Origin of the sequence: Nostoc sp., from assembly GCF_036917135.1 — a bacterium.
In the GTDB taxonomy this organism is placed as follows: domain Bacteria; phylum Cyanobacteriota; class Cyanobacteriia; order Cyanobacteriales; family Nostocaceae; genus Nostoc.
This window is the reverse complement of record NZ_JBALEA010000057.1, coordinates 58,678-85,312: the sequence shown is the minus strand read 5'-3', so window position 1 is coordinate 85,312 and position 26,635 is coordinate 58,678. Positions and strand designations below refer to the sequence as shown.

Annotated in this window: 24 protein-coding genes and 1 pseudogene; 10 read left to right on the top strand and 15 right to left on the bottom strand. The window is 42.7% G+C overall.

Annotation, left to right across the window (positions count from 1 at the left end; translation table 11 throughout):
* The first annotated feature begins 36 nt into the window (after positions 1-36).
* The 3 genes from V7K50_RS16395 to V7K50_RS16385 all read left to right on the top strand — a co-directional run bounded on the left by V7K50_RS16395 (position 37) and on the right by V7K50_RS16385 (position 2,879).
* A complete protein-coding gene (locus V7K50_RS16395) occupies positions 37-816 on the top strand; it encodes a carboxymuconolactone decarboxylase family protein (protein WP_334961740.1) in 780 nt (259 codons plus the stop codon).
* Positions 817-881: 65 nt separating this feature from the next.
* A complete protein-coding gene (locus tag V7K50_RS16390; protein ID WP_334961738.1) occupies positions 882-1,718 on the top strand; it encodes an SDR family NAD(P)-dependent oxidoreductase in 837 nt (278 codons plus the stop codon).
* A gap of 153 nt (positions 1,719-1,871) precedes the next feature.
* Positions 1,872-2,879 (top strand): aldo/keto reductase, encoded by a 1,008-nt coding sequence (locus tag V7K50_RS16385; protein WP_334961736.1) that lies wholly within the window; start codon positions 1,872-1,874, stop codon positions 2,877-2,879.
* Between the two features lie 590 nt (positions 2,880-3,469).
* Here V7K50_RS16385 and recR read toward each other — a convergent pair.
* Positions 3,470-4,027 carry a recombination mediator RecR gene (gene recR, locus V7K50_RS16380; protein ID WP_334961734.1) on the bottom strand — a complete coding sequence of 186 codons (558 nt, stop codon included), beginning with the start codon at positions 4,025-4,027 and terminating at the stop codon, positions 3,470-3,472.
* 227 nt (positions 4,028-4,254) lie between these two features.
* Between recR and V7K50_RS16375 the strand changes: the two genes are divergently transcribed.
* Complete coding sequence (locus tag V7K50_RS16375; RefSeq protein WP_334961732.1) at positions 4,255-4,509, top strand: hypothetical protein; 255 nt, start codon at positions 4,255-4,257, stop codon at positions 4,507-4,509.
* 209 nt (positions 4,510-4,718) lie between these two features.
* Here V7K50_RS16375 and psbA read toward each other — a convergent pair whose 3' ends face one another.
* On the bottom strand, positions 4,719-5,801 hold the full coding sequence (gene psbA, locus V7K50_RS16370) for a photosystem II q(b) protein (protein ID WP_334821866.1): 1,083 nt from the start codon (positions 5,799-5,801) through the stop codon (positions 4,719-4,721).
* Positions 5,802-6,496: 695 nt separating this feature from the next.
* On the opposite strand from psbA, the gene V7K50_RS16365 reads away from it, so the two are divergent.
* Positions 6,497-6,862 (top strand): DUF2237 family protein, encoded by a 366-nt coding sequence (locus V7K50_RS16365; protein ID WP_334961730.1) that lies wholly within the window; start codon positions 6,497-6,499, stop codon positions 6,860-6,862.
* A 220-nt stretch (positions 6,863-7,082) separates the two neighbouring features.
* Here the strand turns inward: V7K50_RS16365 and V7K50_RS16360 are convergent, their stop codons facing one another.
* From V7K50_RS16360 to V7K50_RS16350, 3 genes and pseudogenes are all read right to left on the bottom strand, one after another.
* Complete coding sequence (locus V7K50_RS16360) at positions 7,083-9,290, bottom strand: hybrid sensor histidine kinase/response regulator (protein WP_334961728.1); 2,208 nt, start codon at positions 9,288-9,290, stop codon at positions 7,083-7,085.
* Between the two features lie 4 nt (positions 9,291-9,294).
* A complete protein-coding gene (locus tag V7K50_RS16355; RefSeq protein WP_334961726.1) occupies positions 9,295-9,867 on the bottom strand; it encodes a chemotaxis protein CheB in 573 nt (190 codons plus the stop codon).
* A 68-nt stretch (positions 9,868-9,935) separates the two neighbouring features.
* Positions 9,936-10,064 (bottom strand): annotated as a pseudogene (locus V7K50_RS16350) (metal ABC transporter permease); the annotation flags it as partial.
* A gap of 922 nt (positions 10,065-10,986) precedes the next feature.
* On the opposite strand from V7K50_RS16350, the gene V7K50_RS16345 reads away from it, so the two are divergent.
* From V7K50_RS16345 to V7K50_RS16325, 5 genes are all read left to right on the top strand, one after another.
* Positions 10,987-11,487 (top strand): DUF2231 domain-containing protein, encoded by a 501-nt coding sequence (locus V7K50_RS16345; RefSeq protein ID WP_334961724.1) that lies wholly within the window; start codon positions 10,987-10,989, stop codon positions 11,485-11,487.
* Positions 11,484-12,086, top strand: a complete 603-nt coding sequence (locus V7K50_RS16340; protein ID WP_334961722.1) for a DUF2231 domain-containing protein — start codon at positions 11,484-11,486, stop codon at positions 12,084-12,086. The genes V7K50_RS16345 and V7K50_RS16340 overlap by 4 nt, the downstream gene beginning before the upstream one ends.
* A gap of 93 nt (positions 12,087-12,179) precedes the next feature.
* Positions 12,180-13,094 carry a cytochrome c oxidase subunit II gene (locus V7K50_RS16335; RefSeq protein ID WP_334961720.1) on the top strand — a complete coding sequence of 305 codons (915 nt, stop codon included), beginning with the start codon at positions 12,180-12,182 and terminating at the stop codon, positions 13,092-13,094.
* A 13-nt stretch (positions 13,095-13,107) separates the two neighbouring features.
* Positions 13,108-14,769: a cytochrome c oxidase subunit I gene (gene ctaD / locus V7K50_RS16330; protein ID WP_334961718.1), complete on the top strand. Its 1,662-nt coding sequence runs from the start codon at positions 13,108-13,110 to the stop codon at positions 14,767-14,769.
* Positions 14,770-14,864: 95 nt separating this feature from the next.
* Positions 14,865-15,467, top strand: a complete 603-nt coding sequence (locus tag V7K50_RS16325) for a cytochrome c oxidase subunit 3 (protein ID WP_334961716.1) — start codon at positions 14,865-14,867, stop codon at positions 15,465-15,467.
* A gap of 242 nt (positions 15,468-15,709) precedes the next feature.
* Here the strand turns inward: V7K50_RS16325 and V7K50_RS16320 are convergent, their stop codons facing one another.
* From V7K50_RS16320 to V7K50_RS16275, 10 genes are all read right to left on the bottom strand, one after another.
* A complete protein-coding gene (locus V7K50_RS16320) occupies positions 15,710-16,582 on the bottom strand; it encodes a CmcJ/NvfI family oxidoreductase (protein ID WP_334961714.1) in 873 nt (290 codons plus the stop codon).
* A 71-nt stretch (positions 16,583-16,653) separates the two neighbouring features.
* Entirely contained in the window at positions 16,654-17,334 is a 681-nt protein-coding gene (locus V7K50_RS16315) for a glutathione S-transferase family protein (protein ID WP_334961712.1), read from the bottom strand.
* 489 nt (positions 17,335-17,823) lie between these two features.
* Positions 17,824-18,249 (bottom strand): hypothetical protein, encoded by a 426-nt coding sequence (locus tag V7K50_RS16310; RefSeq protein WP_334961710.1) that lies wholly within the window; start codon positions 18,247-18,249, stop codon positions 17,824-17,826.
* Positions 18,250-18,323: 74 nt separating this feature from the next.
* A complete protein-coding gene (locus V7K50_RS16305; RefSeq protein WP_334961708.1) occupies positions 18,324-19,994 on the bottom strand; it encodes a GUN4 domain-containing protein in 1,671 nt (556 codons plus the stop codon).
* A 233-nt stretch (positions 19,995-20,227) separates the two neighbouring features.
* Positions 20,228-22,237 carry an ABC transporter ATP-binding protein/permease gene (locus V7K50_RS16300; protein WP_334961706.1) on the bottom strand — a complete coding sequence of 670 codons (2,010 nt, stop codon included), beginning with the start codon at positions 22,235-22,237 and terminating at the stop codon, positions 20,228-20,230.
* A gap of 47 nt (positions 22,238-22,284) precedes the next feature.
* Entirely contained in the window at positions 22,285-22,698 is a 414-nt protein-coding gene (locus V7K50_RS16295; RefSeq protein ID WP_334961704.1) for a hypothetical protein, read from the bottom strand.
* Positions 22,699-22,927: 229 nt separating this feature from the next.
* Positions 22,928-23,908, bottom strand: a complete 981-nt coding sequence (locus tag V7K50_RS16290; RefSeq protein ID WP_334961702.1) for an MvdD family ATP-grasp ribosomal peptide maturase — start codon at positions 23,906-23,908, stop codon at positions 22,928-22,930.
* Between the two features lie 109 nt (positions 23,909-24,017).
* Complete coding sequence (locus V7K50_RS16285; protein WP_334961700.1) at positions 24,018-24,998, bottom strand: MvdC family ATP-grasp ribosomal peptide maturase; 981 nt, start codon at positions 24,996-24,998, stop codon at positions 24,018-24,020.
* Between the two features lie 231 nt (positions 24,999-25,229).
* Positions 25,230-25,367: a microviridin/marinostatin family tricyclic proteinase inhibitor gene (locus tag V7K50_RS16280; RefSeq protein WP_334961698.1), complete on the bottom strand. Its 138-nt coding sequence runs from the start codon at positions 25,365-25,367 to the stop codon at positions 25,230-25,232.
* Positions 25,368-26,085: 718 nt separating this feature from the next.
* The gene (locus V7K50_RS16275; protein WP_334961696.1) at positions 26,086-26,610 is read right to left on the bottom strand and encodes a hypothetical protein; all 525 of its coding nucleotides are present in this window, start codon (positions 26,608-26,610) and stop codon (positions 26,086-26,088) included.
* Positions 26,611-26,635: the final 25 nt, after the last annotated feature.

The window sequence follows — 26,635 nt, the reverse complement described above, 5'->3', positions numbered from 1 at the left end:
CGACCATAGAACTTTAACCCAAATAAGGAGGTGCGGATGACAAATACACAGCAGAAGGAATCTGTGAGGATAAGTGAAGCGGCACATAAAAACCATGAAGAACTGTTTCCAAACCACAAATCGACCCTGAAAGTAACTGACCCGGAACTGATCGAAGTCTTTGACAACTTCGCCTTCGACGAAGTAATTGCTGAGAGCAAGCTGGATACAAAGACAAGGGTGATGCTGATTCTGGCATCTATCATTGGCAGCCAAGCAGTCAGCGAATACAGGGTTATGGTGGACGCTGCTCTCAATGTCGGAGTAACGCCGATTGAAATCAAAGAGATCCTGTATCAGTCAGTACCCTACGTGGGTATGGCGAAAGCATTTGACTTCGTTCATGCCACTAATGAAGTGATGTCCAGCAGGGGCATTCAATTACCTTTAGAAGGGCAATCGACCACCAGCCCAGAAACACGCTACGACAAAGGGCTGGCAATACAGAAAGCGGTGTTCGGCGAGACGATCGATCAAATGTATGAGCGATCGCCTAAAGACCAGCTGCACATTCAAAAGTTTCTGTCTACCAATTGCTTTGGCGATTATTACACCCGCAATGGCGTAGAGATAAGAGTCAGGGAACTCATCACACTGTCTATCCTCATTGCTCTGGGCGGGGTTGAATCACAGGTAAAGGGGCATATTCAAGGCAACCTGAATGTCGGAAACGGCAAAGACATACTGCTGGATCTGATTACACAATTGTTGCCCTGGGTGGGATATCCCCGAACACTGAATGCCTTGAAATGCCTGAATGAAGTGGCGACGGAGTAATGGCGATGATAACGAGCAATAAACAATACAGGGCTTAATTAAATTCGAGTAAAAGGAAAATAATTATGAGCAAAGTCTGGTTGATCACAGGCGCTGGTAGCGGTATTGGCACCGGAATCGTCAAGGCGGCATTGCACTCCGGCGATCGTGTAGTCGCGACCGGAAGAAACCTCGATAAAGTGCGTAATGCCTTGCGCGATGTTGCAAGCGAGAATCTTGCATTTGTCCAGTTGGACGTTTCCGACGAGGTACAGGCGAAAACAGCCGTTGAGGAGGCGGTGAAGCAGTTCGGTCGTATCGACGTTTTGGTTAACAATGCGGGCTACAGCCTGCTTGGTAATTTTGAAGAGATGACCACAGCCGAGATCGAACGCCAGTTCGCGACGAACTTCTATGGTGTGGTGTACCTCATGCGTGCCGCGCTGCCGATTATGCGTCAGCAGAGGTCGGGTCACATCATCAACATCAGCTCCGTTGCTGGCGTTGTCGGGTTTAAGCACTGTGCCGCCTACGCCGCATCGAAGTTCGCGGTCGAGGGCATCTCGCTGTCGGTTGCGGTCGAGGTGGAGGGGTTCGGCATCAAGATGACGCTCGTCGAACCAGGCTTCTTCCGCACGGATCTTCTGGACGACCAGAATGTCAGATGGCCCACCAACGCCATCGAAGACTATGCTGCCGAGGGCAACGTCCAGGAAACGTGGTCGGCCTACAACGGCATGCAGCAGGGTGACCCGGCAAAGTTGGGGGATGCTCTGGTCAAAATCGCCGGAATGGAGAATCCGCCGAAGCTGTTCGTTGCCGGCAGTGACGCCCTCGCGGCGATCGCGCCGGCTGTCGAGGAACGGTTGCAGGCGACGCGCGCCCATGAAGAGCTATCGAAATCAACAGACGGTTCGTTCTAGCGATCGCGTAAGAAGCATCATCATCAAATCCACGGCTATGACGCAGATCGCCATTCAGAACTCGACAGCAAGACCGTGGACTAAATGGTCAGCGACGACTGATCGTAGAGCAAGACAATTCCGACCTTTAATTCAAGAACAGGAGTTCAAACAATGCAAAAGCGCAAACTTGGAAACAGCAACTTAGAAGTCTCGGCGATCGGTCTGGGCTGTATGGGCATGAGCTTTTCTTATGGCCCACCCAAAGACATACAGGAAATGACCGCCCTTCTGGGGGCTGCCGTCGATCGCGGCGTTACATTCTTTGACACCGCCGAGGTTTATGGCCCGTTCACAAACGAAGAGCTTGTGGGCGAAGCCCTCGCTCCCTTTCGTGGGCAAGTAGTCATTGCCACCAAATTTGGATTCGACATTAGTCCTAATTCCGATCCCCGTGGGATGAAGGGTGCGCCCGGACTGAATAGCCGACCGGAGCATATCAAGCAGGCCGTCGAAGGTTCGCTCAAGCGCCTCAAGATCGAGACAATTGACTTACTCTATCAGCACCGGGTTGACCCGAACGTGCCAATCGAAGACGTGGCAGGAGCGGTGAAGGAACTGATTCAGTCAGGTAAGGTGAAGCACTTTGGACTCTCCGAAGCAGGAGTGCAAACGATCCGTCGCGCCCACGCAGTTCAACCGGTCACTGCTCTCCAGAGCGAATACTCGCTGTGGACGAGGACTCCTGAAAAAGAAGTAATACCGACCCTTGAAGAACTCGGAATCGGCTTTGTCCCGTACAGTCCTCTGGGCAAGGGCTTTCTCACTGGCAAGATGGACGAAAGCACGACCTTCGATAGCTCCGACTTCCGCAGCACCCTGCCTCGCTTCACTAAGGAGGCGCTCAAGGCGAATCAAGCACTGATTAATCTGCTTGGCGGCATTGCAGAACAGAAGCAGGCGACACCTGCTCAGATTGCGATCGCCTGGCTGCTAGCCCAGAAGCCGTGGATTGTTCCGATCCCAGGCACCACGAAGCTGCATCGCTTGGACGAAAACATCGGGGCTGTCTCAGTCGAACTCACGCCCAATGATCTGCGTGACATCAATGACGCCGCCTCAAAGATCGCGGTGCAAGGGGCTAGATACCCCGAAAAGCTGGAGCAAATGACCGGTCGTTGAGCGGCAAAAAATATGCTCTCTGGTTGCATTACTTAGCTCACTAAGCAAGGCAACACCTGCAAAAGGCTGATTAGTTACAACCACTATGCTGTGAGCTTTTCAGCCTTAAGCGTCGCAAAAGCCCCCACCTTCTCTGCGAGACAACGCGAACAATGTACTCATAACGTGGGGATTGTGAGTGGGGGATGTTAGCGAACAGCGTCACGAAGTGAGGATTGCATCCAGTATTGTTTTTTGGTGTCAGCAAAAACAAATACGTTTATCTATGACGAAACGGGAAAATTTTCTGATAAAATTACTTAGTCTTGACCTTCCGGGTTCCAAATCGCTCTTTGTTCGCGTAGCGTCTCCCAAAGGAAGAGGGAAACCCTCAAGACCGCATTTTTCACCATCAATGCCATAACCGAAAACCAAGCTAATAGGTATATGTTGCAAGAAAACCCTTCGGCTTCGCTCAGGGTAAAAGATTGGGGTCTTGGGAACCACGACTCCTGACAAAAGGAGGGAATGTCAGAAGAATAGAACTGCCAAGATAAGACAGGCTGTTGCCGATGAATTGGGAGAGCTAGGTCCGTCTTAGGTTTGGGTAGTCACTCTAACTCTCGGCGTCCTTCCAACGCCCTCGCCAAAGTTACCTCATCTGCGTACTCTAAATCGCCACCCACAGGTAAACCAAAAGCAATCCGCGTCACCTTGGTAAATGGTTTTAGTAGCTGACCGATATACAGTGTTGTTGTCTCTCCTTCTACACTCGGACTAATTGCGAGAATTACTTCTTGAGGTTTTTGCTGACTCACCCGACGCTGTAAAGCTACTATAGTCAACTGATCTGGTCCAATTCCATCAATTGGCGAAATCACCCCACCCAAAACGTGATACTTCCCTTTGTATTCGCGGGTTTTTTCCAGCGCAATCACATCGCGGGGATCTGCTACAACACAGATAGTGTTGTTGTCACGGTTGGGATTGCGGCAAATTTCACAAACAGGTTCAGCAGATAAGTGAAAGCAAACGGAACACAAGCCTATCTGTTTTTTTGCCTCAATTAAAGCTTGTGCCAAAGCTTCTACTTCTGCTTCTGGTCGCTTCAAAATATGCAAAGCCAGTCGTTGGGCACTTTTGGGGCCAACTCCCGGTAGACGTTGCAATTGTTCAATTAACCGTGCTAAAGGGCGTGCGTAAACCGTTGTCTTGTCTCCAGAATGTTTTTACCTTAACTATGATGACATTTTTATGTAATTTTTGATTGGTTCTTGAACCCAAATATCAAGCAAACTTCCCACACCTCAAGTTGTGGTTATGATTGCAGTATGGACGTAATATTCTACTACTTATAATTGTTAGAGGAATTATGAGGAGATAATGGATTGGACATTTGTACGGTATAGAGGCAATAAATCTCAAAGAGATTGTCATTGCTTTAAATGATTTGCTTACAGCAATTTATGGTGTTGAAACACGTTTAAGTGACTTACTTATCAATATTGGTTTTGACAAAACTCAGGTAGAATCTCTACGCAAATATCATCTTCAACAAGTTGTTCTGAATTTTATGGACAATTTACAACAAAAAATTATGACTTTTCACGATGGTGAACGTTCTTACAAAATTATAAGTAGAGCGGCGTGAATAATTCAAGGTTTGTAGTGAGGACTTTAGTCCTCTTATGAGGGCTGAAGCCCTCACTACGAACACAATTAAACCGAACTACGTAAACTTATGTAAAGCACCAGAAACGCTTTAAATATCAGCTTTTAAGCAATTTACCAAATACTTCCCAAACTAAAAAGCGCCCCCCTTTCGGAGAGCGCTTTTTGATTTAGTTAAACTTTCAGTAATTAACCGTTGATAGCAGGAGCGGTTAGAGCCACAGGAGCAAAGTCACCAGCAGCCAAATCTAGGGGGAAGTTGTGAGCGTTGCGCTCGTGCATTACTTCCATACCCAGGTTAGCCCGGTTGATTACATCTGCCCAAGTTGCAATTACACGACCTTCAGAGTCAATGATTGATTGGTTGAAGTTGAAACCGTTCAAGTTGAACGCCATTGTGCTGACACCCAAGGCGGTGAACCAGATACCGATTACAGGCCACGCTGCTAAGAAGAAGTGCAGTGAGCGGCTGTTGTTGAAGGAAGCGTATTGGAAGATTAGACGACCGAAGTAGCCGTGGGCTGCAACGATGTTGTAGGTTTCTTCTTCTTGACCGAATTTGTAACCGTAGTTAAGGGACTCGGTTTCGGTGGTTTCACGAACTAAGGAAGATGTAACCAAAGAACCGTGCATTGCAGAGAACAAACTTCCGCCGAATACACCTGCTACACCGAGTTGGTGGAAGGGGTGCATCAAGATGTTGTGTTCTGCTTGGAACACGATCATGAAGTTGAATGTTCCGCTTATTCCCAAAGGCATACCATCTGAGAAGGAACCTTGTCCGATGGGGTATACCAAGAAGACTGCGCTAGCTGCTGCAACTGGTGCAGAATAGGCGATCGCAATCCAAGGGCGCATACCTAAGCGGTAAGATAGTTCCCACTCACGACCCATGTAGCAGAAGATGCCGATGAGGAAGTGGAAAATTACCAATTGGTAAGGACCGCCGTTGTACAACCACTCATCTAAGGAAGCTGCTTCCCAAATTGGGTAGAAGTGCAAGCCGATAGCGTTGGAGGAAGGTACTACTGCACCAGAGATGATGTTGTTTCCGTAGATCAAGGAACCTGCTACTGGTTCACGGATACCATCGATGTCTACTGGAGGTGCGGCGATGAAGGCGATTACGAAGCAAGCTGTGGCTGCTAACAGGGTGGGGATCATTACTACCCCGAACCAACCGATGTAGATGCGGTTATTGGTGCTGGTGATCCATTCGCAGAATCGATCCCATACGTTGGCGCTTTCACGACGTTGTAAGGTTGCTGTCATGGTTTTATAATTGCGGTTATTTATGAATCAGGCGGTTTCGTCTTTGCCTGTGAAACTACTCTACACTGCTTTACAATTTTTAATCAAGTTTTGTTACTTCAGTAAAGCGGATATAATCTATTAGTTTTACTTATCTAGAAGCAAACAACGACGTCGCAATACGCTGAAGTCTTTAAAACTTGGAGTCTAGAAAAAATTAACCCTCAACTTACCACTGGGGGCTTTTGTTTGGCAAAATGGCATATCTGTAAATTAGAGGGTTGCTATGGTGTTGGAGTAGGATACATTCCATGCGAAAAAGTACTGACTTGCATTACCCCTGGTAGTTAGCCAGGGGTTTTTATTTAAACTGAGTGCGATCGCTCTTAAATATTCTTTTGAGATTTTATATAAACCATATCTATCTTGAAACCTGTAGCTTTTCCCTGCTCAAAAGGATTTGCCCTGATCCCCCAACCCCTTCTCCCCTATATGGGATTCGGGGAGGCAGAATTTCAAAGTCCCTCTCCCATGTCTGGGAGAGGGATTTAGGGTGAGGGCAAAAACTACGGTTCTCAATTTAGATGAGGTTTAAGTGATTCTAGACTTCCCTGCTTTTCGGAATTAATGAGAGATCGCGGTTTTAATTCAACCAGGGAATTGACAATAAATATAAGCTTATATCAAGTGGGAAAATCAAGTACAACGAATTAACGATGACAGACGCTAAAAATGTAATCGATGGAAACCTAGAGGTTTGCTGTAATTCTCCCGTGACTGGGTTTTACCGCGACGGTTTTTGTCGTACAGGTGGTCAGGATTTCGGGTCGCATGTCGTATGTGCCCAAGTGACATCAGAATTTCTGGAGTTCACCAAATCACGTGGAAACGACCTCAGTACAGCTGTTCCTGATTTTAATTTTCCTGGATTAAAGCCTGGCGATCGCTGGTGTTTGTGTGCTTCTCGCTGGCAAGAAGCTCTCGAAGCTGGCGTTGCGCCACCCGTCATACTTTCAGCAACCCATGCTAGAGCTTTGGAAGTGGTTTCTCTAGACGAACTGAAAAAATACGCTCTAACTTGATCTTGATTGGGCATTGGGCATTGGGCACTTGTACTGAGCGTACCCCTTCCCTACGGGACGCTACGCGAACGGGGAAGCAAGCTACGCGTAGCGTCTCGTAGAGAAGCCGTTGGCGCAGCCTCTCCAAGAGTTGTATTGGGCATTGGGAAAGAGGAGGCAGGAGGCATGAGGCGGAAGTTCTTGAATTTTGAATTTTGAATTGATTTCCCCCTCATCCCCCCTACTCCCCACTCCCCAGTTTTAATACATTTGCAACCATAGCAATCAATTTATTAGGGTCAATTGGCTTAGATAAATGCTGCTGAAACCCTGCTGCAAGGGCTTCTAAGCGGTCTTCTTCTCGCGTGTATGCTGTTAAAGCGATCGCTGGGATGCGTCCACCTTTTTCTGGTTCCAAAGAGCGTAGTTTCCGAATCAGTGTATAACCATCTTGCTCTGACATACCGATGTCGCTAATTAGAATATCTGGTTTTGCTTGTTCAAGTACTGCTAGCGCTTCATCAACTGATGCTACCGCAGTGGCAAAAGCCCCATATTCCTCAAACATAAAACTGAGAAAATTACGGGTATCTGCTTCATCATCTACAACTAAAACCTTTAATCCAGCAAGGGGCGTAGAAGCCATAGGTGAGGAAATTTGTCCTGTGGCTTCTCTATTACCTCTATTGTTTTGTAGAAGTGGCAGTCTTACTGTAAAGGTTGCTCCCTCTCCAGTACCTAAACTTTGGGCAAAGATTGTACCTTTGTGCAGTTCCACTAGATGACAGACGATCGCTAGTCCTAGTCCTAATCCATTGTGCGATCGCGTTGTGGTACTGTCTGCTTGCCGAAAACGCTCAAATACTTTGGGTAAAAACTCGGAACTTATACCAATACCTGTATCGATAACTTGAATTTGGGCGTACTGAGATTTTGAATTTTGAATTTGGGATTTTAGATTACTGCTTTCATTAGTGTTTGAAGAGTCTAAGTTTTCACTATCAGCTCCCAATCCAAAATCGTTCGACTGAGCGACTTGTGCCGAGCCTGTCCTGAGCGTAGCCGTTCGCGCAGCGTCTCCGATAGGAGAAGGGCAAAGCCGAGGTAAGCCGAAGTCTGAAATCGAAAATCCAAAATAGGTTGATAGCCTTACTTCTACCCTGCCACCTTTAGGGGTAAACTTAATGGCATTAGTTAGTAAATTCCAGACAACTTGTTGTAGACGGGCTGGATCGCCATAAACTGAACCTACCGAAGCATCCAAAAAAGTATTTAACTTAATATCTTTTGGTTCTGCTAGGGGACGCACTGCCTCTAAAGCTGCCTCCATGACTGAGAGCAGATTCACCGCAGATACATTTAACCGCAACTGACCACGGATAATCCGGGATACATCTAAGATATCCTCAATTAGTTGCATCTGAGATATGGCGTTGCGTTCGATCGCTTCCAAGGCGCGGGAAGTGGCTTTTTCGTCAAGTTTCTTGGCGCGGAGGATTTTTGACCACCCCAGCATCGAGGTTAGGGGTGTGCGGAGTTCGTGGGAGAGAACAGCCAGAAACTCATCTTTCATCCGATTTGCGGCCTCTGCTTCCTGTCTTGCTGTCTGTTCTCGAATCACTTGAGCGCGGACTTCTTCTGCTTGCTTGCGTTCAGTAATATCTTCAAGGGTACCTACATAACCCAGCAATTCTCCTTGACTGGAAAGCATCGGTGATGAGCGAACTTGAACCCAACGGATGCTAGAATCAGTAGTCTGAAAGCGAAATTCTTCCGAATAGTCCCGACCTTCACAAATGTAAGCAGACCAACTAGCGATCGCACGTTCTCGATCTTCTGGATGAACAGATTCCAGCCATCTTTTTTCTAAACTCTCTGCCGCTTTTAAACCACAAATTGCCTGATAGCGGGGATTAGTATACTTACAGCCGCCTTCAGTATCAGTTTCAAAAATGCCAACAGGTGAGCAGGTACTTAGCGATCGGAATCGTTCTTCACTCTGCCTGAGTTCTGTATTGACAGCTACTAGTTGCGCGGCTTGTTGCTTGACGGCTTCTGTTTTCTTAAATAATTCTACAAATACTGTGACTTTAGAAGTCAAGATATTGGGGTCTAGTGGTTTGAGCAAATAATCAACAGCGCCCAAGGCATAGCCTTTAAACAGCATTTGGTCGCTGGTGCTAAAGGCGGTGAGAAAAATAATTGGAGTGTGGCGCGATCGCCCCCGATTCCGAATCAAGGTAGCAGTTTCAAAGCCATCCATCCCAGGCATTTGCACATCCAGCAAAATCACTGCAAAGTCTTGATGCAGCAGACACCGCAAAGCTTCTTCCCCAGAAGTAGCTCTTACGAGATTCTCCCCTAGTTTTTCTAGGATTGCTTCTAGTGCCAGCAAATTTTCTAGTTTATCATCCACTAGGAGGATGTTTACTTGGGGTTCCATCTGCATCAGTTTATTTCGGTGATGAATGACAAAGCTTGACCATCTGGGAAGCAATGTTTGAGAGTGTCAAAATCCAGTCTACTGTAACAGCAGAAATTGCTGCCTCTGGCATAACGTCGCTCTCGGCTGTGGCAGGTTCTTGTACAATAGTAATTCCTCCCCGTGCTTTTATTTTCTTAAAACCTTGCATACCATCATGGTTTGCTCCTGTCAATATTATACCAATAACTTGTTCCGTGTAGACGTCGGCTGCCGACTCAAACAGCACATCAATAGATGGTCGGGCATAAGAAACAGGCCCATCAGTGGAAAGGGCAAAGTGACCTGGTTCAACCAGTAAATGGTAATCTGCTGGAGCTATGTAGATATATCCCGATAGTATTTCGTCCTTGTCTTCTACTTCTCGAATTTTCAATAAAGTGGATTCTTGTAATAAATCCTGGAGTGTGTTATTAGACTGTTTGTGACGGTGTTGCACGATCGCGATCGGCACAGGGAAATCTACTGGTAAATTGCCCAGGACGATTTTTAATGCTGATAATCCGCCTAAAGAAGTACCAATTACCACAATTTTAAACGACACTTATTTCGCCCTCACACCTGCAAAATGTGGGTGGGTGATGTAAATAGCAAAGGCTATTTAATACTGAATCAGTCAGTATTTTCTTGCTTTTTTGCTCTTACCAATAACCCATGCTTAGGTGCAAAAATCATTGCTATGACAAACAACAAGGTTTGCAACACCACAATGCAACCCCCAGTTGCACCATCGATATGATATAGCAATCCTAAATCATTGGTGAAAAATTAGATCCCCGACTTCTTCGAGAAGTCGGGGATCTGGACATCCCAAATTTTCACAACTCATTTAGGATTGCATATATCAGGATGTTGGCTTTGGCAAAGCGTCCAACGCCACTTGCTACAACGCGGGGAACCCGCGCAACGCAGTGGCTCCCCAACCGACAATTTTTTTGCATTTTAGCCTTGTCACGCCAATAGGGTGTCTTATGCCGTAGGCTAACGCACCACCTAAAGATTTTGGTGCATTACGGAAGCTGTAACACTACACATACTTAGATTTTTTCAAACATCAAATCGGATTGCTATATATCAAAAAATCAAGATTAAATATTTTTGTTATTTCCGTCACAAACAAATATTTTATGATTGTGAAATACTTTACAGACAAAACTGTTATTCAGGTTTTTTCGTATTTAAATTAATGCAAAAATAAATACATTTTGTAAATATTCATTTGTGAGACAAATAACCTTTAAAATTTTAATATTTATTATTTTGACAATTCATAAAAATTTACTTAAGCTAAAAGATAGGTTAAGCGAATCAACAAACGACAGCAATTTGATTTAGCTCCATCCAGAATTGCTGTTGCAGACTATTGGCATGAGGAAATGAATCAAAATCAAAATTATTCTATGTAGGCAATTTAATCGGATTTGGCTACAAAAAGCTAAGACATGATTAAGCATATTGCACCGTGCAGATATTGAACAGATTTCGGTCAATTATGGATGGATACTTGTGGTGATGTTAGTGAGTATCCATCAACTATTGAAGTTTGACTAGCGATTTGAGATTTTGGATTAGGCTCTTTTGGTTTATATCTCGTCAGGGACGGAATAAATCTAAAATCCGAAATTGATTGGCCAAAGTGCGGTAGATATGTCCAGGAGAAACAATGCTTGAGTATTTTATATCTTTGAACGACCACAATTTACCTTATCCAGATACGGTTCATCCCATCGTTGTCCACTTCGTAATTGCGATGGTGTTGTTTTCCTTTGTCTGTGATGTAATTGGCTATTTTACTGGTAAAGCTGGCCTTTTTGAGGTGAGTTGGTGGAATATGTTAGTTGCCACGATCGCAATATTCGTCGCGATCATTTTTGGTCAATTTGAAGCGGGTTTAGCACAGCCTTACAGCCTAGCTAAATCGGTGCTGAATTTGCATACCCTAATTGGTTGGTCACTTTCGGGAATCATCACGGCAATTACAGCTTGGCGCTATGTAATTCGTGCCCGTAACCCGCAAAAAGTACCAATTTATTATTTGGGAGCCGGACTAATTTTAACCCTGATAGTTGGCTTACAGGTATACCTCGGAGATGAACTTGTTTGGGTGTATGGATTACACACCGTACCAGTTGTGGAAGCAGTAAAGGATGGTTTGTTGCGATGAACTCAGAATTGATTAACCAATTGAGCGGCTCTTTAGGCGCAAACGGATTACCTTACACAATTCCCATTCATCCCAACTTAGTGCATCTGACAATAGGTTTGTTCATCATTGGGATGACCTTTGATATCGTTGGTGTTCTGTTCCCCTTTGAAAAATGGGTCTTCAAATTTTTGGCAATTACTGTGGAACGTGACAACTTATTTGCTGTTGGCTGGTACAACATGTTAGCTGCCAGCATCATCACATTTTTCACGGTGGGAGCAGGTTTTTACGAAATGCTGTTGGCAACACCACCAGCTGAGATGAAAAGCGCCTGGGGATTGCAGGCAATGGAAACTATGCTTTGGCATGGTGTGGGTGGTGTGTTTTTATTAGCCCTGATTGTTGGTATGACCATCTGGAGAGCATGGCAGCGCTTCGTTTGGGCTAAACAAGAATATAAACAGACAGATAGAGAAGTGCAATGGATCTATCTGTTGGCAGGCATAGCAATCATGTTCATTCTGTACGTCCACGGGACACTAGGGGCGCAAATGGCTGCCGAGTTTGGCGTACACAATACAGCAGATAATTTGCTGCGATTAGGCATTAGTAATTAGTCATTTGTCATTTGTCATCAATTTCCAATGCCCAATACTTCTCTACGAGAGGCTACGCGAACGCTCAGTACAAGTGCCCAATAATCAAGGACTATGAAAATCCAGAAGATTTTAAATATTTTGACGCTGCTTACAGGCGCGATCGCAGTGACTGTTATCAGTCTCTGGATCGGTAAGCAGTCTTACTCCTGGCTTCCCCCCCAAGCAGCAGCCGAATCCCAACTAGTTGATGATTTGATTAGCTTCTTAGTAACCCTTGGTGCCTTCATCTTCTTGGGAGTCACAAGTACTTTAATGTATTCTGTGATCTTCCATCGGGCAGTCAAAGATGACTTCACCGACGGTCCCCCAATTCATGGCAATGTCACCCTAGAAGTTATCTGGACAGCAATCCCAATTCTGTTAGTGTTGTGGATTGCGAACTACAGCTACCAAGTTTACGAACAAATGGGGATTCAAGGCCCATCGGAATTAGTTCACTTGCATAATCCGCTAGCAATGCAATCGGCTCATGCAGAACCAGCTAACGCCTTAGCAGAACCCGTTGAGAAAATCGACGTATTAGCTAAACAGTGGGCGTGGGTTTTTCATTACCCAGAGAGAGATGTCACCAGTACCGAATTGCATTTACCGAGCGATCGCCGAATACGTTTAGCGCTAAAATCACAAGACGTTCTCCACGGCTTCTATATTCCTGCATTCCGCCTCAAGCAGGATATTATTCCCAACCAGGCCATCGACTTTGAATTTACTCCCATCCGCCCCGGCAAATACCGATTGACCGATTCCCAATATAGCGGTACATATTTTGCCACGATGCAAGCGAATGTCATCGTCGAATCTCCTGAAGATTATCAGCAGTGGCTAGCACAAGCTGCAACCCAAAAGCCATCCCCAGCAAAGAATCAAGCGGCTTCTGAGTATGCTCAAACATCCCATCAATCAGTTCAAACTGGTTGGGTTACAGTTCCACCTGCTGCACCTCCTCTAGTCAATTCACCTGGTTGAAAGGAAAGTAAGTATGACTAATGTTCCGATTGAAGGCATCCTTCTCCCCAACGAGAAGCCCAAACACGAATCTCCGGGTAACTGGAAAGAATACTTCAGCTTTAGTACCGACCATAAAGTTATTGGTATCCAGTATCTCGTTACCTCATTCTTCTTCTTTCTCGTCGGCGGTATCTTTGCGATGGTGATGCGGGGAGAACTGATGACACCCGAATCAGATTTAGTCGATCGCACCGTCTACAACGGGATGTTCACCATGCACGGCACTGTGATGCTGTTTTTGTGGACATTTCCCTCACTGGTTGGTTTTGCCAACTATCTAGTGCCCCTGATGATTGGGGCGCGAGATATGGCATTTCCCCGCCTCAACGCCGTCGCCTTTTGGATGGTGCCAGTAGTTGGGATTTTGATGATGGGTAGCTTCTTTGTCCCTGGTGGGCCAGCCCAAGCCGGTTGGTGGTCTTACCCGCCAGTTAGTCTTCAGAATCCTACAGGTAACTTGATTAATGGTCAAGTTATCTGGCTGCTAGCGGTGGCAATATCCGGCGTATCCTCAATTATGGGGGCAGTGAACTTTGTCACCACTATCGTCAAGATGCGGGCACCAGGTATGGGCTTCTTTCGGATGCCCTTGTTTGTCTGGGCAGTATTTAGCGCCCAAATCATCCAACTTTTCGGACTTCCAGCACTGACAGCAGGCGCGGTGATGCTGCTACTTGACCTCACAGCTGGCACCGCCTTTTTCGACCCCGCTAAGGGTGGGAATCCAGTGATGTTCCAGCATTACTTCTGGTTCTACTCCCACCCCGCCGTTTACGTGATTATTTTGCCCATCTTCGGCATTTTCTCAGAAATCTTTCCAGTTTATTCACGTAAACCCCTATTTGGTTACAAAGTAGTTGCCGTTTCATCCATCTTGATTGCAGGAGTAAGCGGCATCGTTTGGGTACACCACATGTACGTCAGTGGTACATCAGGCTGGATGCGGTTGCTTTTCATGCTGACGACGATGTTTGTATCTGTACCCACAGGAATTAAAGTATTTGCTTGGGTAGCAACTATTTGGGGCGGTAAACTGCGGCTAAATACCCCAATGCTGTTTGCCTTGGGCGGATTAGTCATGTTTGTCTTCGCCGGCATCACAGGCATCATGCTTTCTTCAGTGCCGGTTGATGTCCACGTTAATAATACCTACTTTGTAGTAGGACACTTCCACTACGTCCTTTATGGCACCGTGACGATGGGCTTATTTGCCGCCATCTATCACTGGTTCCCCAAAATGACTGGGCGGATGTACTCCGAAAGCTGGGGTAAAATCCACTTCTGGTTAGCATTCATCGGCACCAACCTCAACTTTTTGCCCATGCACCCCTTAGGATTGCAAGGGATGTTACGTCGAGTTGCTTCCTACGCTCCAGAGTATCAATTTTGGAATATCATCGCTAGTCTCGGCGGATTCCTCTTGGGAATGTCCACCTTGCCCTTCATATTCAACATGGTGATTTCTTGGATGCAAGGCGAGAAAGCACCTGCTAACCCTTGGCGGGCAATTGGACTAGAGTGGATGGTTTCTTCACCACCTCCAGTAGAAAACTTTGAAGAAATTCCCATCATCATCTCCGAACCCTACGGTTACGGCAAATCAGAACCCCTAACATCCAACCTCCCAGAATAAACGCAAACTATCGGGAAGACGCAAAAACCCTCCGCGCGCCTCTGCGCTTCCCCTTGCGTACCTTTGCGTTTCAAACTCCCCTCTCAAAAACCAAAATGGACAGCTATATCAATTCCCACGAATTGCCCCACACAGCCGCAGAACATAGCCACGACGAAGAAGGCAACAAAATGTTTGGCTTCATTGTCTTCCTACTATCTGAAAGCGTCATTTTCTTGAGTTTTTTCGCCGGATATGCTATTTACAAAACAACAACCCCGAACTGGCTACCAGCAGGTGTTTCTGGATTAGAAGTAAAAGAACCGGCAATCAACACAGTAATTCTGGTCGCTAGTAGCTTTGTAATTTACTTAGCAGAACGCGCCCTTCAACGCCATGACTTAGTGAAATTTCGCCTGTTTCTCTTGGCGACAATGGCGATGGGAACTTACTTTTTAGTTGGCCAAGCGATTGAATGGAACGGCCTCGCCTTTGGCTTCACCTCCGGGGTATTTGGTAGTACATTCTATCTACTAACAGGTTTCCACGGTTTGCACGTTTTCACTGGCATTCTGTTGCAGTTGATAATTTTGATCCGTTCTTTCCTACCAGGAAACTACGACACAGGTCACTTCGGCGTAAATGCAACTTCGTTGTTCTGGCACTTCGTCGATATTATCTGGATTATTTTGTTTGTCCTGATCTATGTTTGGCAGTAAAGATTGATTGGAGGAAAACCCAGATAATTTATCGTAAATTAAAGGGTTTAAGACCCCAACCATTACACCTAGTATCAGTTGAGTTGGAGTTTAAATCCCCGACTCCAACTGTCTTTGATCTTGAAGTAATGAGTAATAAGTAATAAGTAATGGGTATTACTCATTACTCATTACTCATTACTCATTTAACTGGGTTGGTGTATGGGGCATTGTTAATTACTTCTATACCCCATACATTGTACCTATGCAGGGTAAAAAACAAATGTCCGTAGTTCGATGCTTTCTCGTGGAGGCGCGTCTGTTGGGCTGGTGGGGTCTTCAAAGGCTGTATGGGCTGCAAAACGCGCGTGTCCATCTTCTGCGGAGTCGAAACACTTGATAAATAGTGCCTCGTCCCTTTGCATTTGCGGGAAGTAGAACCATTTATGTTCGGGATTATATGTAACTGCGTAGGTTTCACCAACGCGATCGCGGTACACGAGATCGCCAGCTACAAGGTCTGTTGATATAATACTTTGGGCATCACACACTGCTAAGGGTGACTCTTGGATTGGTTGGGCGATCGCTCGCCAAAGGTTGATGATGGCAAATCTTTGTTGCAATAGTGTATCAATTTCATCACCATCTATACCCTGTGCTGCTAATTCCAAACGGGCGCGAGTATAGCCTGATTTGGCGGTGAAGTCGTTGTGTATGCGCTTGGCAGGTTCTTTAATATTATTCTCACCTGGCTTTGACTGACCAGCGTTACGAAGGGTGTGATCGAATATCACTACCTTCGTTGCACCTGTCACCTGTTTTAATAATTGCTCGGCTTCTGGGTAATAAACGCGGCGTATTTCGTCTTCATCGTAAAAGTCGCGGACGCTGCTGTAATGTTTAGTAAATGCAAATCCTTCTCTATCTAATGAAATGTTCTTGGAGATCGAACGAGCATTATAAATTGGCAGTTTGTGCGTTTGATAAGTTCCATTGGTGCGGGGAATCCCTGCTGGGGGTTCATAAGTATAGTTGAAAGGTTTTTCTGCCATCGGGGTTAAGTAAGTGAGGTTAGCCTCTACGTATGGCAGATATTGGGAAATCTGTCTGTCTAGAACTTGGTTATTTAAGCTCATAGGTCATCCAATTTTGGATTTTGGTTAATTATTAATGGTCAATACTCAAGAGTTTTTGATCGCCACATCCCTTATTTTTGAACTGCACCAACGGGAACAGGTTCACCGAGAACTTTGGCAAATCTTTGCAAATAAAAGTCTACAGGATTTGCTACTGATTGAATTGACTGGCGATCGCGTACCAAATTCCACCATGTCTGCAAACCAGTTGTTTCTGCCGGTAGTGTGAATTTGCGGAAGTGTTCTAGGAGTGGTAAACGTTCAAACCAGGGATAGAAGCTGATATCAACCAGGCTAAACTGATCTCCTAACCAGTAATTACCATTAGACAGTTTGCCTAATCCTTCTTCTTCAAGATACAAGAGTGCTTCCGTGAACTCTTTTCGTCCTTGTTCTTGTTCTTGGGTATCTTTACCGCGCAGAAATTTGTTAAACGCAGGTACAAAGCGAGTATTGGCGTAGTCTATCCAAATCCGGGCGATCGCTTTCTTGGCGGGATCGCGGGGTAATAAAGGTGGTTCTGGAAAAACTTCATCTAAATATTCATTGATGATCGCAGACTCGTAGATTTCAATATCCCCATGTTTGATCGCCGGGACTTTTCCGTAGCGCGAAATCTGCGTGTACCCATCTGGTTTATTCTGTAAGTCAATTTCTATCGGCGTGAAGTCTATGCCTTTTTCCAATAAGACTACGCGGGTGCGTTGAGAGAAGGTTGAGGCTTTGGCAAAGTACAGTTGTATGTTGCTCATGAAATCCTTTCCTTACGATTAAATAATTTCATTGGCAAGTATCTATGCTATCTATATAGCATAGCACACTTTCTCGGTCGAGTTAACGTAGTTTAAGTATTATACAGTCTTTCAGAAATATGTATACCTAATTATTAGTTTATCTAAATAAATATCTAGGGGACTGACAACAAATAACACGATTTGCTGACAAGCTCAGAGGCTTCAGCCCCTCGTCGTAGCTCACGGCAGTTTTAACTGCTGTGACTAAGTAATGAGTAAATACCCATTACTCATTACTCATTACTCATTACTCATTACTCATTACTCATTACTCATTACTCATTACTTATTACTCATTACTCATTACTTTTCAAGAATCTCAGTCCCTTATGAGATTAATGTAAACTCTATTGAGAATATACTGTACTTGTTGAGATTTGGGGTTAAGGTGCGATTTTGATTGTGTGGTCAAAGTTATGGAGCGATCGCAGAATGATTTTACAAGCTTTACCAGTTCCTAGTATTGTTTAATTTTGTCCCAATAACTGATTCCTCATTATCCTTTATTAGAAATTTAGAACTATTAATTCTAATAACTTCATAATTTTCTGGCATCAATACAGAACTTAAAGTAGCTACAATATCTGCAAGAGAAATCTTAAAAGCTAGTGGTACCTTAAAATTAAAAAATGATTTTGGCATAGTTTTAACATTTAAATGCAATTTCTTTTCTCTTACGTACCACACACCAGTAAATTTATTACCTGTTAGCAATTCTTTAGGTTTAGAGAAAAGAAGCATTTGAACCCTGGTTTGCTCATAAGTCATATCATCTCTAAATTCAATAGTAATTTTTTCTGAATACGTATCAAAACGCCATTTTCCTAGAAGTAAAATTTCTATTTCTATATCAGAATGCTTACTATTATCCATGTTTATCCTCAAATTAGCTTTAACTCTAATTTTTCCTATTGTTAACAAATATATGATTAACTAATTATTAAAGTTTAGTTACAACTTTTCGCACGAGAAAAGAATAAGTGCATCTGCCAAACTAACCAAGAACTTACCCGCCAAGCTCCCATTGAAAGGTGTTCTGTAGATGATTTTGAGGATAAATCAAAGCTATCTTGGTCATATTGTAACCAATTGGCTGGTAGGTGTCCCATTGGTGTCAGAGGAGACAATTTAAAAGTTAGTTGCTCATAGTCTAACCAATTTCCCTCTTTTCGCCAACCAAGGCGATCGCCGAGTCTCTTTTCTGTTTCATAATCTACTTGACCACCCATTTCGCTCCAGATAGTTTGCTGAATACTGAAGCCGAAATAACCATAACTATATTGTTCCCAAAGTTGATCAATGCTGTGGAGGTCTTGACAAGAGAAATTATCAATATCTTCCTTGTAAACTTCATTCCAATAATTCTTACTCATGACTTTGAGCATTAGTTTAGTGGTTTCAATGTCAGCTTCTTTCCACTTATGCTGTGCTAGAAGATCGCGCAATTGGGTATAATCAATATTTGTATTGTTGAGAGATTTATTTATCAAGGTAATATTGTTATTAGTCAGTCCCATTAATCCTGTTTCTTCAACAGCAGATAAAGGCGCTCTAGAAACAATATTTACTTCTGTTATGCCTAGCAGTTTTCTTTGCTCGCTGAACTGCTTGGATATATAGTTTGATATTAAATCAATACCCTTGTCTAAAAACACGCCATTTTCGCTCAAATCAAAATTATTGATTTGCCAATCTAATAATTGAGATTGAATAAAAGCATCTTTTAATCTAGCTTTTTTCTCATAACTTGTCACCATGAAATCGAGAAAACTTTCAGAAATTACCTCACTTTTTTCCAGGTTAAATAAATTTGACTGATACTTTAAAATATTATCCCCTAGATTTTTAATATCTCCGACAGTTGCATAGAAATATTCATCTACTTTTACAACTTCATCTATTAAAGATTGAAAGGGACTAAAGTAATCTTGTAAAGAATTTTCAAAATTGATTGCAGTCTGGGAAATCTTTGCTATTTCTTGACGAATCTTATAGGCTTTTATTTGATATTCGTAAAGTTCTTGATATACTTCTAAATCTTTAACTATTTGCTGGACAATTTCTTTTTGAATTTTGGTATCTTCTGTAAGTTGTTTAATCCCTTCACCAAGCAATCTTATTTTTTCTAGCATTAAAAAATAAGAATTGCTCAACAGTAAAACTGCTTTAAAGTTTTCTTGCTTCTCCCATCTTAGTTCATCAAGTATTTTCGGAGTTTTATGATTTTTAAGTTCTAATTTTCTTCTTTGATTTTCTAAACTTTTTATTTCCAAATATTTTTGTTTAAATAAATTCTTTAAGTCTTCCGTAAGATTTAACAAAAAATTATGATAAGTATCTTTATAACTTTCTAGAAAATCAATAAGATGACTATAGTCTTTAATGAATAATTTAATTTCGTCAAAAATTTCTCCCTGGCTAATTTCTTCTTTTCGCTTAATTATCCCCCCAAGCTGATGATGATATCTAACACCTTCTTTAATTAATTGTTGACGTTCTCTAATTTTTTTTTGAACTGTTTTTACACCCTGATTTTTTAGAACTGGTAATTGATAGGTTCGTTGATAAATTGAAATAGTTTCGTAAGTAATTAGTTGTCTTTGCTGTTTAGTTAGCATAATTCTGATTTTAAGAAGTGTGAGCAGAGACAATTACTCTATGATTTCTGTTTTGGATAATTCCCATATCAATACCTTACCTCGTGCTTCTATCAGTCGCATTCCGATTTTTTCTAGCACCCGCTTTGAACCTATATTATCTGCGTCACCCCTTAAAAAGGTGGACTTTAAGAGACTCTGAGCAAGCCTTTTTTAAGGGGGGTTGGGGGGATCTAAGACTTTGAAAACACGCCCTAAACTCTCACCCATTTCAACACCTTTGGATCTTTGTCATAGTGGTATGTCAAGCCATCTTTAGTAGTTATGGACTTTCCTCCGCTAGCCTTGCTTCTGATGATGCCAAGGGAATAGTCTGTTAATGTGTTCATTTCCTGATGAGAGAGCTTTTCAATTGTTCCCATTTCTGGTTTACTTGATGATTGATTATTGGGGAAAGAATCAATTTTAATTTGACCATTTTTGGATGAATTAGTAGCAGTTGCTTTTTGAAGCTGATAATCCTGCACAGTTACAAGTTGCCAACTAGAATCTTGTGAAAGTTCCAGAACCCATTGATGATAATTAAATAGACTCTCACGATGTCCCACGCTGATAAAAGTTGTTTGACTTTGTTTTAACTTCTGATATAAACTTTTTTCGTTATTTAAATCCAAAGCACTTGTTGCTTCATCTAATATCGTGAAGCTAGGAAGAGTAACTAACAATCGTGCGAAGGCAAGGCGTTGTTGTTCTCCCAATGATAATATATTCTCCCAAGGGAGTTCGGCATCAAAGCCGCCAACTTTTGTCACCACGTTTTCGAGGTTAACTTGTTGCAAAACTTCTTTGAGTTCTGCATCGCTCATTTGACGAGTTGTATGAGGATAGAGTAACTGTTCGCGCAAAGTTCCCAAAATTATATAGGGACGTTGGGGCAAAAACAACACTTCTTCTAAAGGAGGTCGCAACAGACGACCACTTCCTGCATTCCACAAACCTGCGATCGCTCTTAATAGAGAACTTTTACCTCGACCACTCGGCCCAACAATCAATAAACCTTCTCCAGGCTGAACAGACAGTGATAAATCTTCGACGATCACCTGCTCATAGTTTGGCGTTTGTAAGGTGACATGCTCAAAAGCCAGACGGTTTTCTTCGATTGTTTTAATCGTACTGACTTTTTCTGGTTCTTTCGTAACAGTTTCCAACGCATCCGACAGCTGAGATAAGCGTTCAACATAACTAGAAAATCTTCCAGAAGCTCCGAATTCACTGATTAATTGTCCCAGAGCATTAGAAAACATGAAGCAAGCTAAACTAATTTGGTTAATTTCTCCAAAATCAATTTTATCTTGAATAAATAAAGGTGTAAGTATAAACATCGAAAACACAGTAATAGCAGATTGATACGCTCTGTGAAAAATATCCTGATTTATCTCCCAATTCAGCCTCCGTTCGGCATTTTTCTCGATCTTACTAAATCTGCGTTGAATTATATTTGCTTCTTGATTTTCTCCCTGAAAAAAAGCGATTGATTCCGCGTGATTCCGAACATGAGTCAGTGCATATCTGTAGTCAGCTTTAACTTCAAGTTCCTCTTTATTAATCTTATTGGCTTGTTGATTCAAATAAACAGCAATTAAATTACCTGTGATTGTATAAACAACTAGGATTATTGCAATCTGTGGAGAAATTGTCCAAATAATTACTAAAAAACTTGTTAGTTGGAGGATTTTCTCTAGGAAAGTAGCTGAAAAGCTGAGAGCATTGCTGGTAATGGGTTCGATTTCTTGGGATAGACGTTGATCTGGGTTATCAATATCGGATTTGAAATTTATTTTATAATAAGCACGCTTGCTAAAATACTTTTCTAAGGTGTGATTATTGAGCCATTTGTACCAATCAAGAGCAATTTTTTTTCTGACGAATTTAGAAGATGCAATCAGAAGTGTTTCCACCACAATCACAAGTATAGAAATCCATAACGTACCCAGATATTTAGAAATATCTCTCTCTTCAATGACGATATTGAGTACATAGCGATTTAAGAAGCTGCTTGAAGCCGTTACACCCACGATCGCAATTATTAATAAAATTAGGAGAATCAGCATTCCCCAGGCGCGAATCACGTCTGAGAATGCTCTGCCTTCTGGCTCTGTTGGATACCAGTAAGACCCAGCGATCGCTCTGACATCTTGCCAGAATCTGGTAAAAACCACAAGAGGATTAGTTGAGGGTTGATCGCGAAAAACTTGAGCTTGCATTTTCTAAAAATATAGTGGTTTTTATTTGAGTTAAATAATCGCTTAACTTAATACCATTGAAGTTGAATAATCACCGCGACTATTTCAATTGTTTTTAGGGACTTAACTTCTTCACAATAAGTAATAATTTCGGGGGAAAGTTGATTTTTAAGTTTGAGTTTTAGATCCTCTGTAATGGGTAAATCTTTAATTTCTTTCAGGAGAAATTTCAGAGATTCGGTTTTGCTACGTTCTGCATAGATGGACTGAAGAATGGCTTCTATTCCATATCCCGCAACAATATCCCCCACAACGGTTATTAGACCGAGTAAGGCTATAGCTCCGACGATGCCAAAGGGTCCTCCTAACATTGTGAGAGTAGCAGCAACGGCGACGGAACTACCCCCTGATGCGGCTGTTAGAACCACCAAAATTACGCCAGGAAGACCCAGCCCAGCTAGTTTTTTCACAATTTCGTCCATGATAATTACCTAAAATCCTGACACTTTTGATTAAAACATGATTTCTGAGTTCAAATAACTAAAGCCGAGAAAAATTGAAAGCTATTCACAATAAAATCCCACTACCAAACATTAAAAGAGGTAGGGGATGTAGACACCTTTGCTTCGGGTATTCTGCGAGTACTCCAACGCAGTACCTACAGGGTGGAAGATCGGAAAATAGGAAATAATTTTATTGCTACTCCAGTTCCTAATTTTTATTAGTCAGCAAAATTTCAGCGATCGCACTAGAAATCGGGTAGTGTGGTGAAAATATCTCCATCCAGAAAAATTCCCCAACTGGGTTAACCTCAAGGAATACGTGCCGGCCATCGGGTGTGACGATAATATCGATCGCTCCATAGTTTAAGCCAAAATAAGCCATTAGCTGGAGAAGCTTTTTCTCAAAATCTTCTGGCAAGTCGTAGGGTTGCCAATTCTTACTTAAGGCTCTCCCTTCTTTGCGCCAATCGTAAGTAGATCCCTCCAAACTCTGGGAATCTACTGCCGCAGTAAATACGCGGTGTCCGACAATAGTAGTCCGCAACTCCAGCGCCTTTGGCACATTTTCCTGAAACGTCATCGGACAAAAACGCAGTCCTTCAAGATTGTCCAGATCGTCATCTGTAATTGGACTAGTGAACACAACGTTTTCTCGTCCCCGATCGTCATAGATGGCAAAGGAAGAAAGCATTTTGGTGACTATACCTTGCTCCTGACACTCCTGAGCAAATTGCTTTACTGCCTCTGGATTGTTTGAAGTCAGAGTGCGCGGAGTCACAAGGCCAACCTCTCGCGCGACTTGTAACTGTAGTTGTTTATTATTGGTTATATCGACATTTGACATTTTATCAAAGTGGAATGCTTTCAGGCTGGCAATCACCCCCCTGACAGTACGGCGAGTTTCTTCAACCGAAGCGTCTCTAAATTGCTTGTCCATCGTGCCGGGAATTTTTGCCCCGTAGCGCATCCGCCGATACCAAACTGAGGACACTTCACTCAAATCTAGCTTCTGTTTCCCATCAGTAATAATTACCCGCTCAGAATCGCCTTGGTAAATATCCAACTTAATTTCGGTGGGATATCTATCTGTGTCAAAACGAAATGCTTTCTTTCCTCTAGCCTCAATTTCTTTGATTACTAGAGGAATGCTTTCGTTGTCTTGGCTGAAAGTAATGATTAATACTGTCATTCGATTTTAGATTTTAGATTTTAGGAAAGTGTGTTAGGCGATCGCGTCATGTTTTTCGTGACAAATTATATCGAGATATATGCCTAAAATACCCTAAATTAACTGCTTTCTAGGGAATAAGTGCGTCTGCGATCGCACTGGCAATCGGCAAGTCTAAATCTCTCTCCAGCATTCCCCACTCTCCTATGGGGTTAACTTCTAAAAAGACATATTCTCCTGATGGTGTGAGAATAAAATCTAAGGCTCCAAACAACAGCCCAAATTTACCCATAAAGGCTTGGAGACGATGAATTACTTGATCAGGAAGCTGATGGTGTTGCCATGCACCAACCTCAACACCAGGTTTACGCCAATCAACTTTGGCTGCTGCATAAACAGACGCTTCTAACGCCCCGACAAATACATGGCCATTCACATACACCACCCGCAATTCCTGTTGTTTAGGGATTTGCTCTTGAAAAACCATTGGGCAATAGCGCAGTGACTCGGCATCTTGCAAGTCTTCTTCTTTAACGGTACTGGTGTAAAGAAAGAACGAGGAGTTAGCTTCCATACTGTGGGAAAGAGCAGTTAATAACTTACTCACCATTTTTCCGTTGACTTGGTGAAAAAACTCCCGTGCTGACTCAGCTTTGTTAGTGATCAGAGTCTGGGGAATGACAAAACCTACCTCAGATGCTACCCGCAGTTGGCGCAGTTTGTTATGTGCAGTATTTATCCGCTCTAGATTATCTACCCACCTAGCTTCTTTAAGACTGTCCCAAAAACCATCTAAGGTTGCAAGTGATTCTCTAATGCAGGCTTCTCGGTACTTTGGAGCCAATTCTTTACTCAATTCTGGCTCCCATATCCGCCGTATCCATACAGCTTGCACCTGCTCTGTGCTGATAGAGTGGGTGCCATATTCCAGCTTGTGATAGCTTTTGGATTTGTCAAAGTGTGCTGTTAATTGCACTTCTAGGGGAAACTTATCAGTGTCGAGGCGGAATGGTTGTACCCCTTTCTTTGACAAGGCTTCTGCCACTCTATCTATTGTGAAGAAATCACCACTATGGGTGATTAATAATACAACGTCACGCGATAGGTGCATAAAATTTTCTGGTTTTAATTTGTAGGAGGTAGATGTTAATAATTAGCTAAATAAATTTTTATTCATATCTCCGAATTATTGGGTAATTCGGGGATATAAAGTAGAGGCGATCGCTTCCATATTCTCATATAATAATATCCCCTTAAATGGAAGTGATCGCCTTATTAAGAAGTAGTTTTCAGTTATTTGATAACCATTACTCCTTTAATTTCATTTGAAGAGCGCTATAGTCTAGCGATCTTCAAAATCTGAAGGAAACTTAAAGGTGTAGATATTAGGGGGATCTGAATCTTCCGGTTGTTCTTCTAAGAAGCGTGCGAAGAATGGCACTGCTTGCAGATTAGATGCTTTTACTGTATTGCTAGACATCCTATTACCTCCAGGTAAATTTGCTTTAACAATTTAATATGTATCACTAATTTCATCTAGAAGCAAGGACAGTTAAGACAATTAATATTTTTATATTACTCTCAAAAAAACTAGCTCTTTGTACAGGTAGGGTTTTGCCAGTTAATATTTTTATGATGCTTTAGGCAGGTATTTTAACAATATGGAGAAAGGGACTATCCCAATTTTGCCAGAGGATATTTATCATTGCAAAGGAAGCGGCAGCGTAGTGAAGCAATTGCCCAATCGTTAGATATTGCTATTTTGATTTACAAATATTCATGAATATTTTAGACAAATAGATTTTGTTAATTAGTAGTAAGTTGGCGTAAATAATTAAAGGTATGATGCTTTTACTACGTTAGTAGACATAATATTTCCTCCAGGGAAACTTTCTTTAGCAATTTAATACTTATCACTAATTTCATCTAGACGCAAGGACAGTTAAGACGGTTAGAAAATCTTTTTTAAGACAGTTAAGACAGTTAAGACAGTTAAGGTTCTTATATTAGTCTCGATAGAAAAAATTAACCCCTTATACGGATAGGGTTTTGCCCATTGATATTTTTTGATAGTTTATGTGGGTATCTTCACAATATGTAACTTCGATTATTTAGTCTCGATTATTCTCTGCACAAAGTTATAAAATAGTGTTAAGCATAAACTTGTAGCACGATCCAACGATCGCTACTAAGGAAAATTATTCGCTGGCGATCGCTAGTTCAGCAGACTGAACAGCCCCGATTTGGTAGCTCTCGAAAGAAACTTTTTGCTGGGAATCCTTGGCTGGCGGTGAACTTAGCGGCTGATAGGTAACAAGTTTATAGCGGAGGCGATCCCTTTGTCGTTGATATTGTGAATTGAGTAAACGATTTCCAACTCGGAATTGACTGTAGAGCGTGTCTCCAACCCACCACGCATCAATTAGAGTTCCATCTTTCTCATCAATCACAAAATGACCAGCACCACGATCTTTAACAACCAACTCATAATTACGTACCAGCTTTTTCGCCCCTACTCCATAAGTGATTTGCCAAGTATAGCGTTTGGGATTATTGGAGATTGGTTGAATTATGAGTGTCATTGGTACAGTTTGAGATTGCCCTTTGACAGAGCGGTTGAACATTGTGCCGCTCCATTTACCTTGCCAATTCTGAGGAAAGGAATTACTTGATGATGAAGCACTTTGGACAATTTTCACCATTACCAATATCAACAAAGACATCAGTATCAAAATCAGGAGGCTTCGC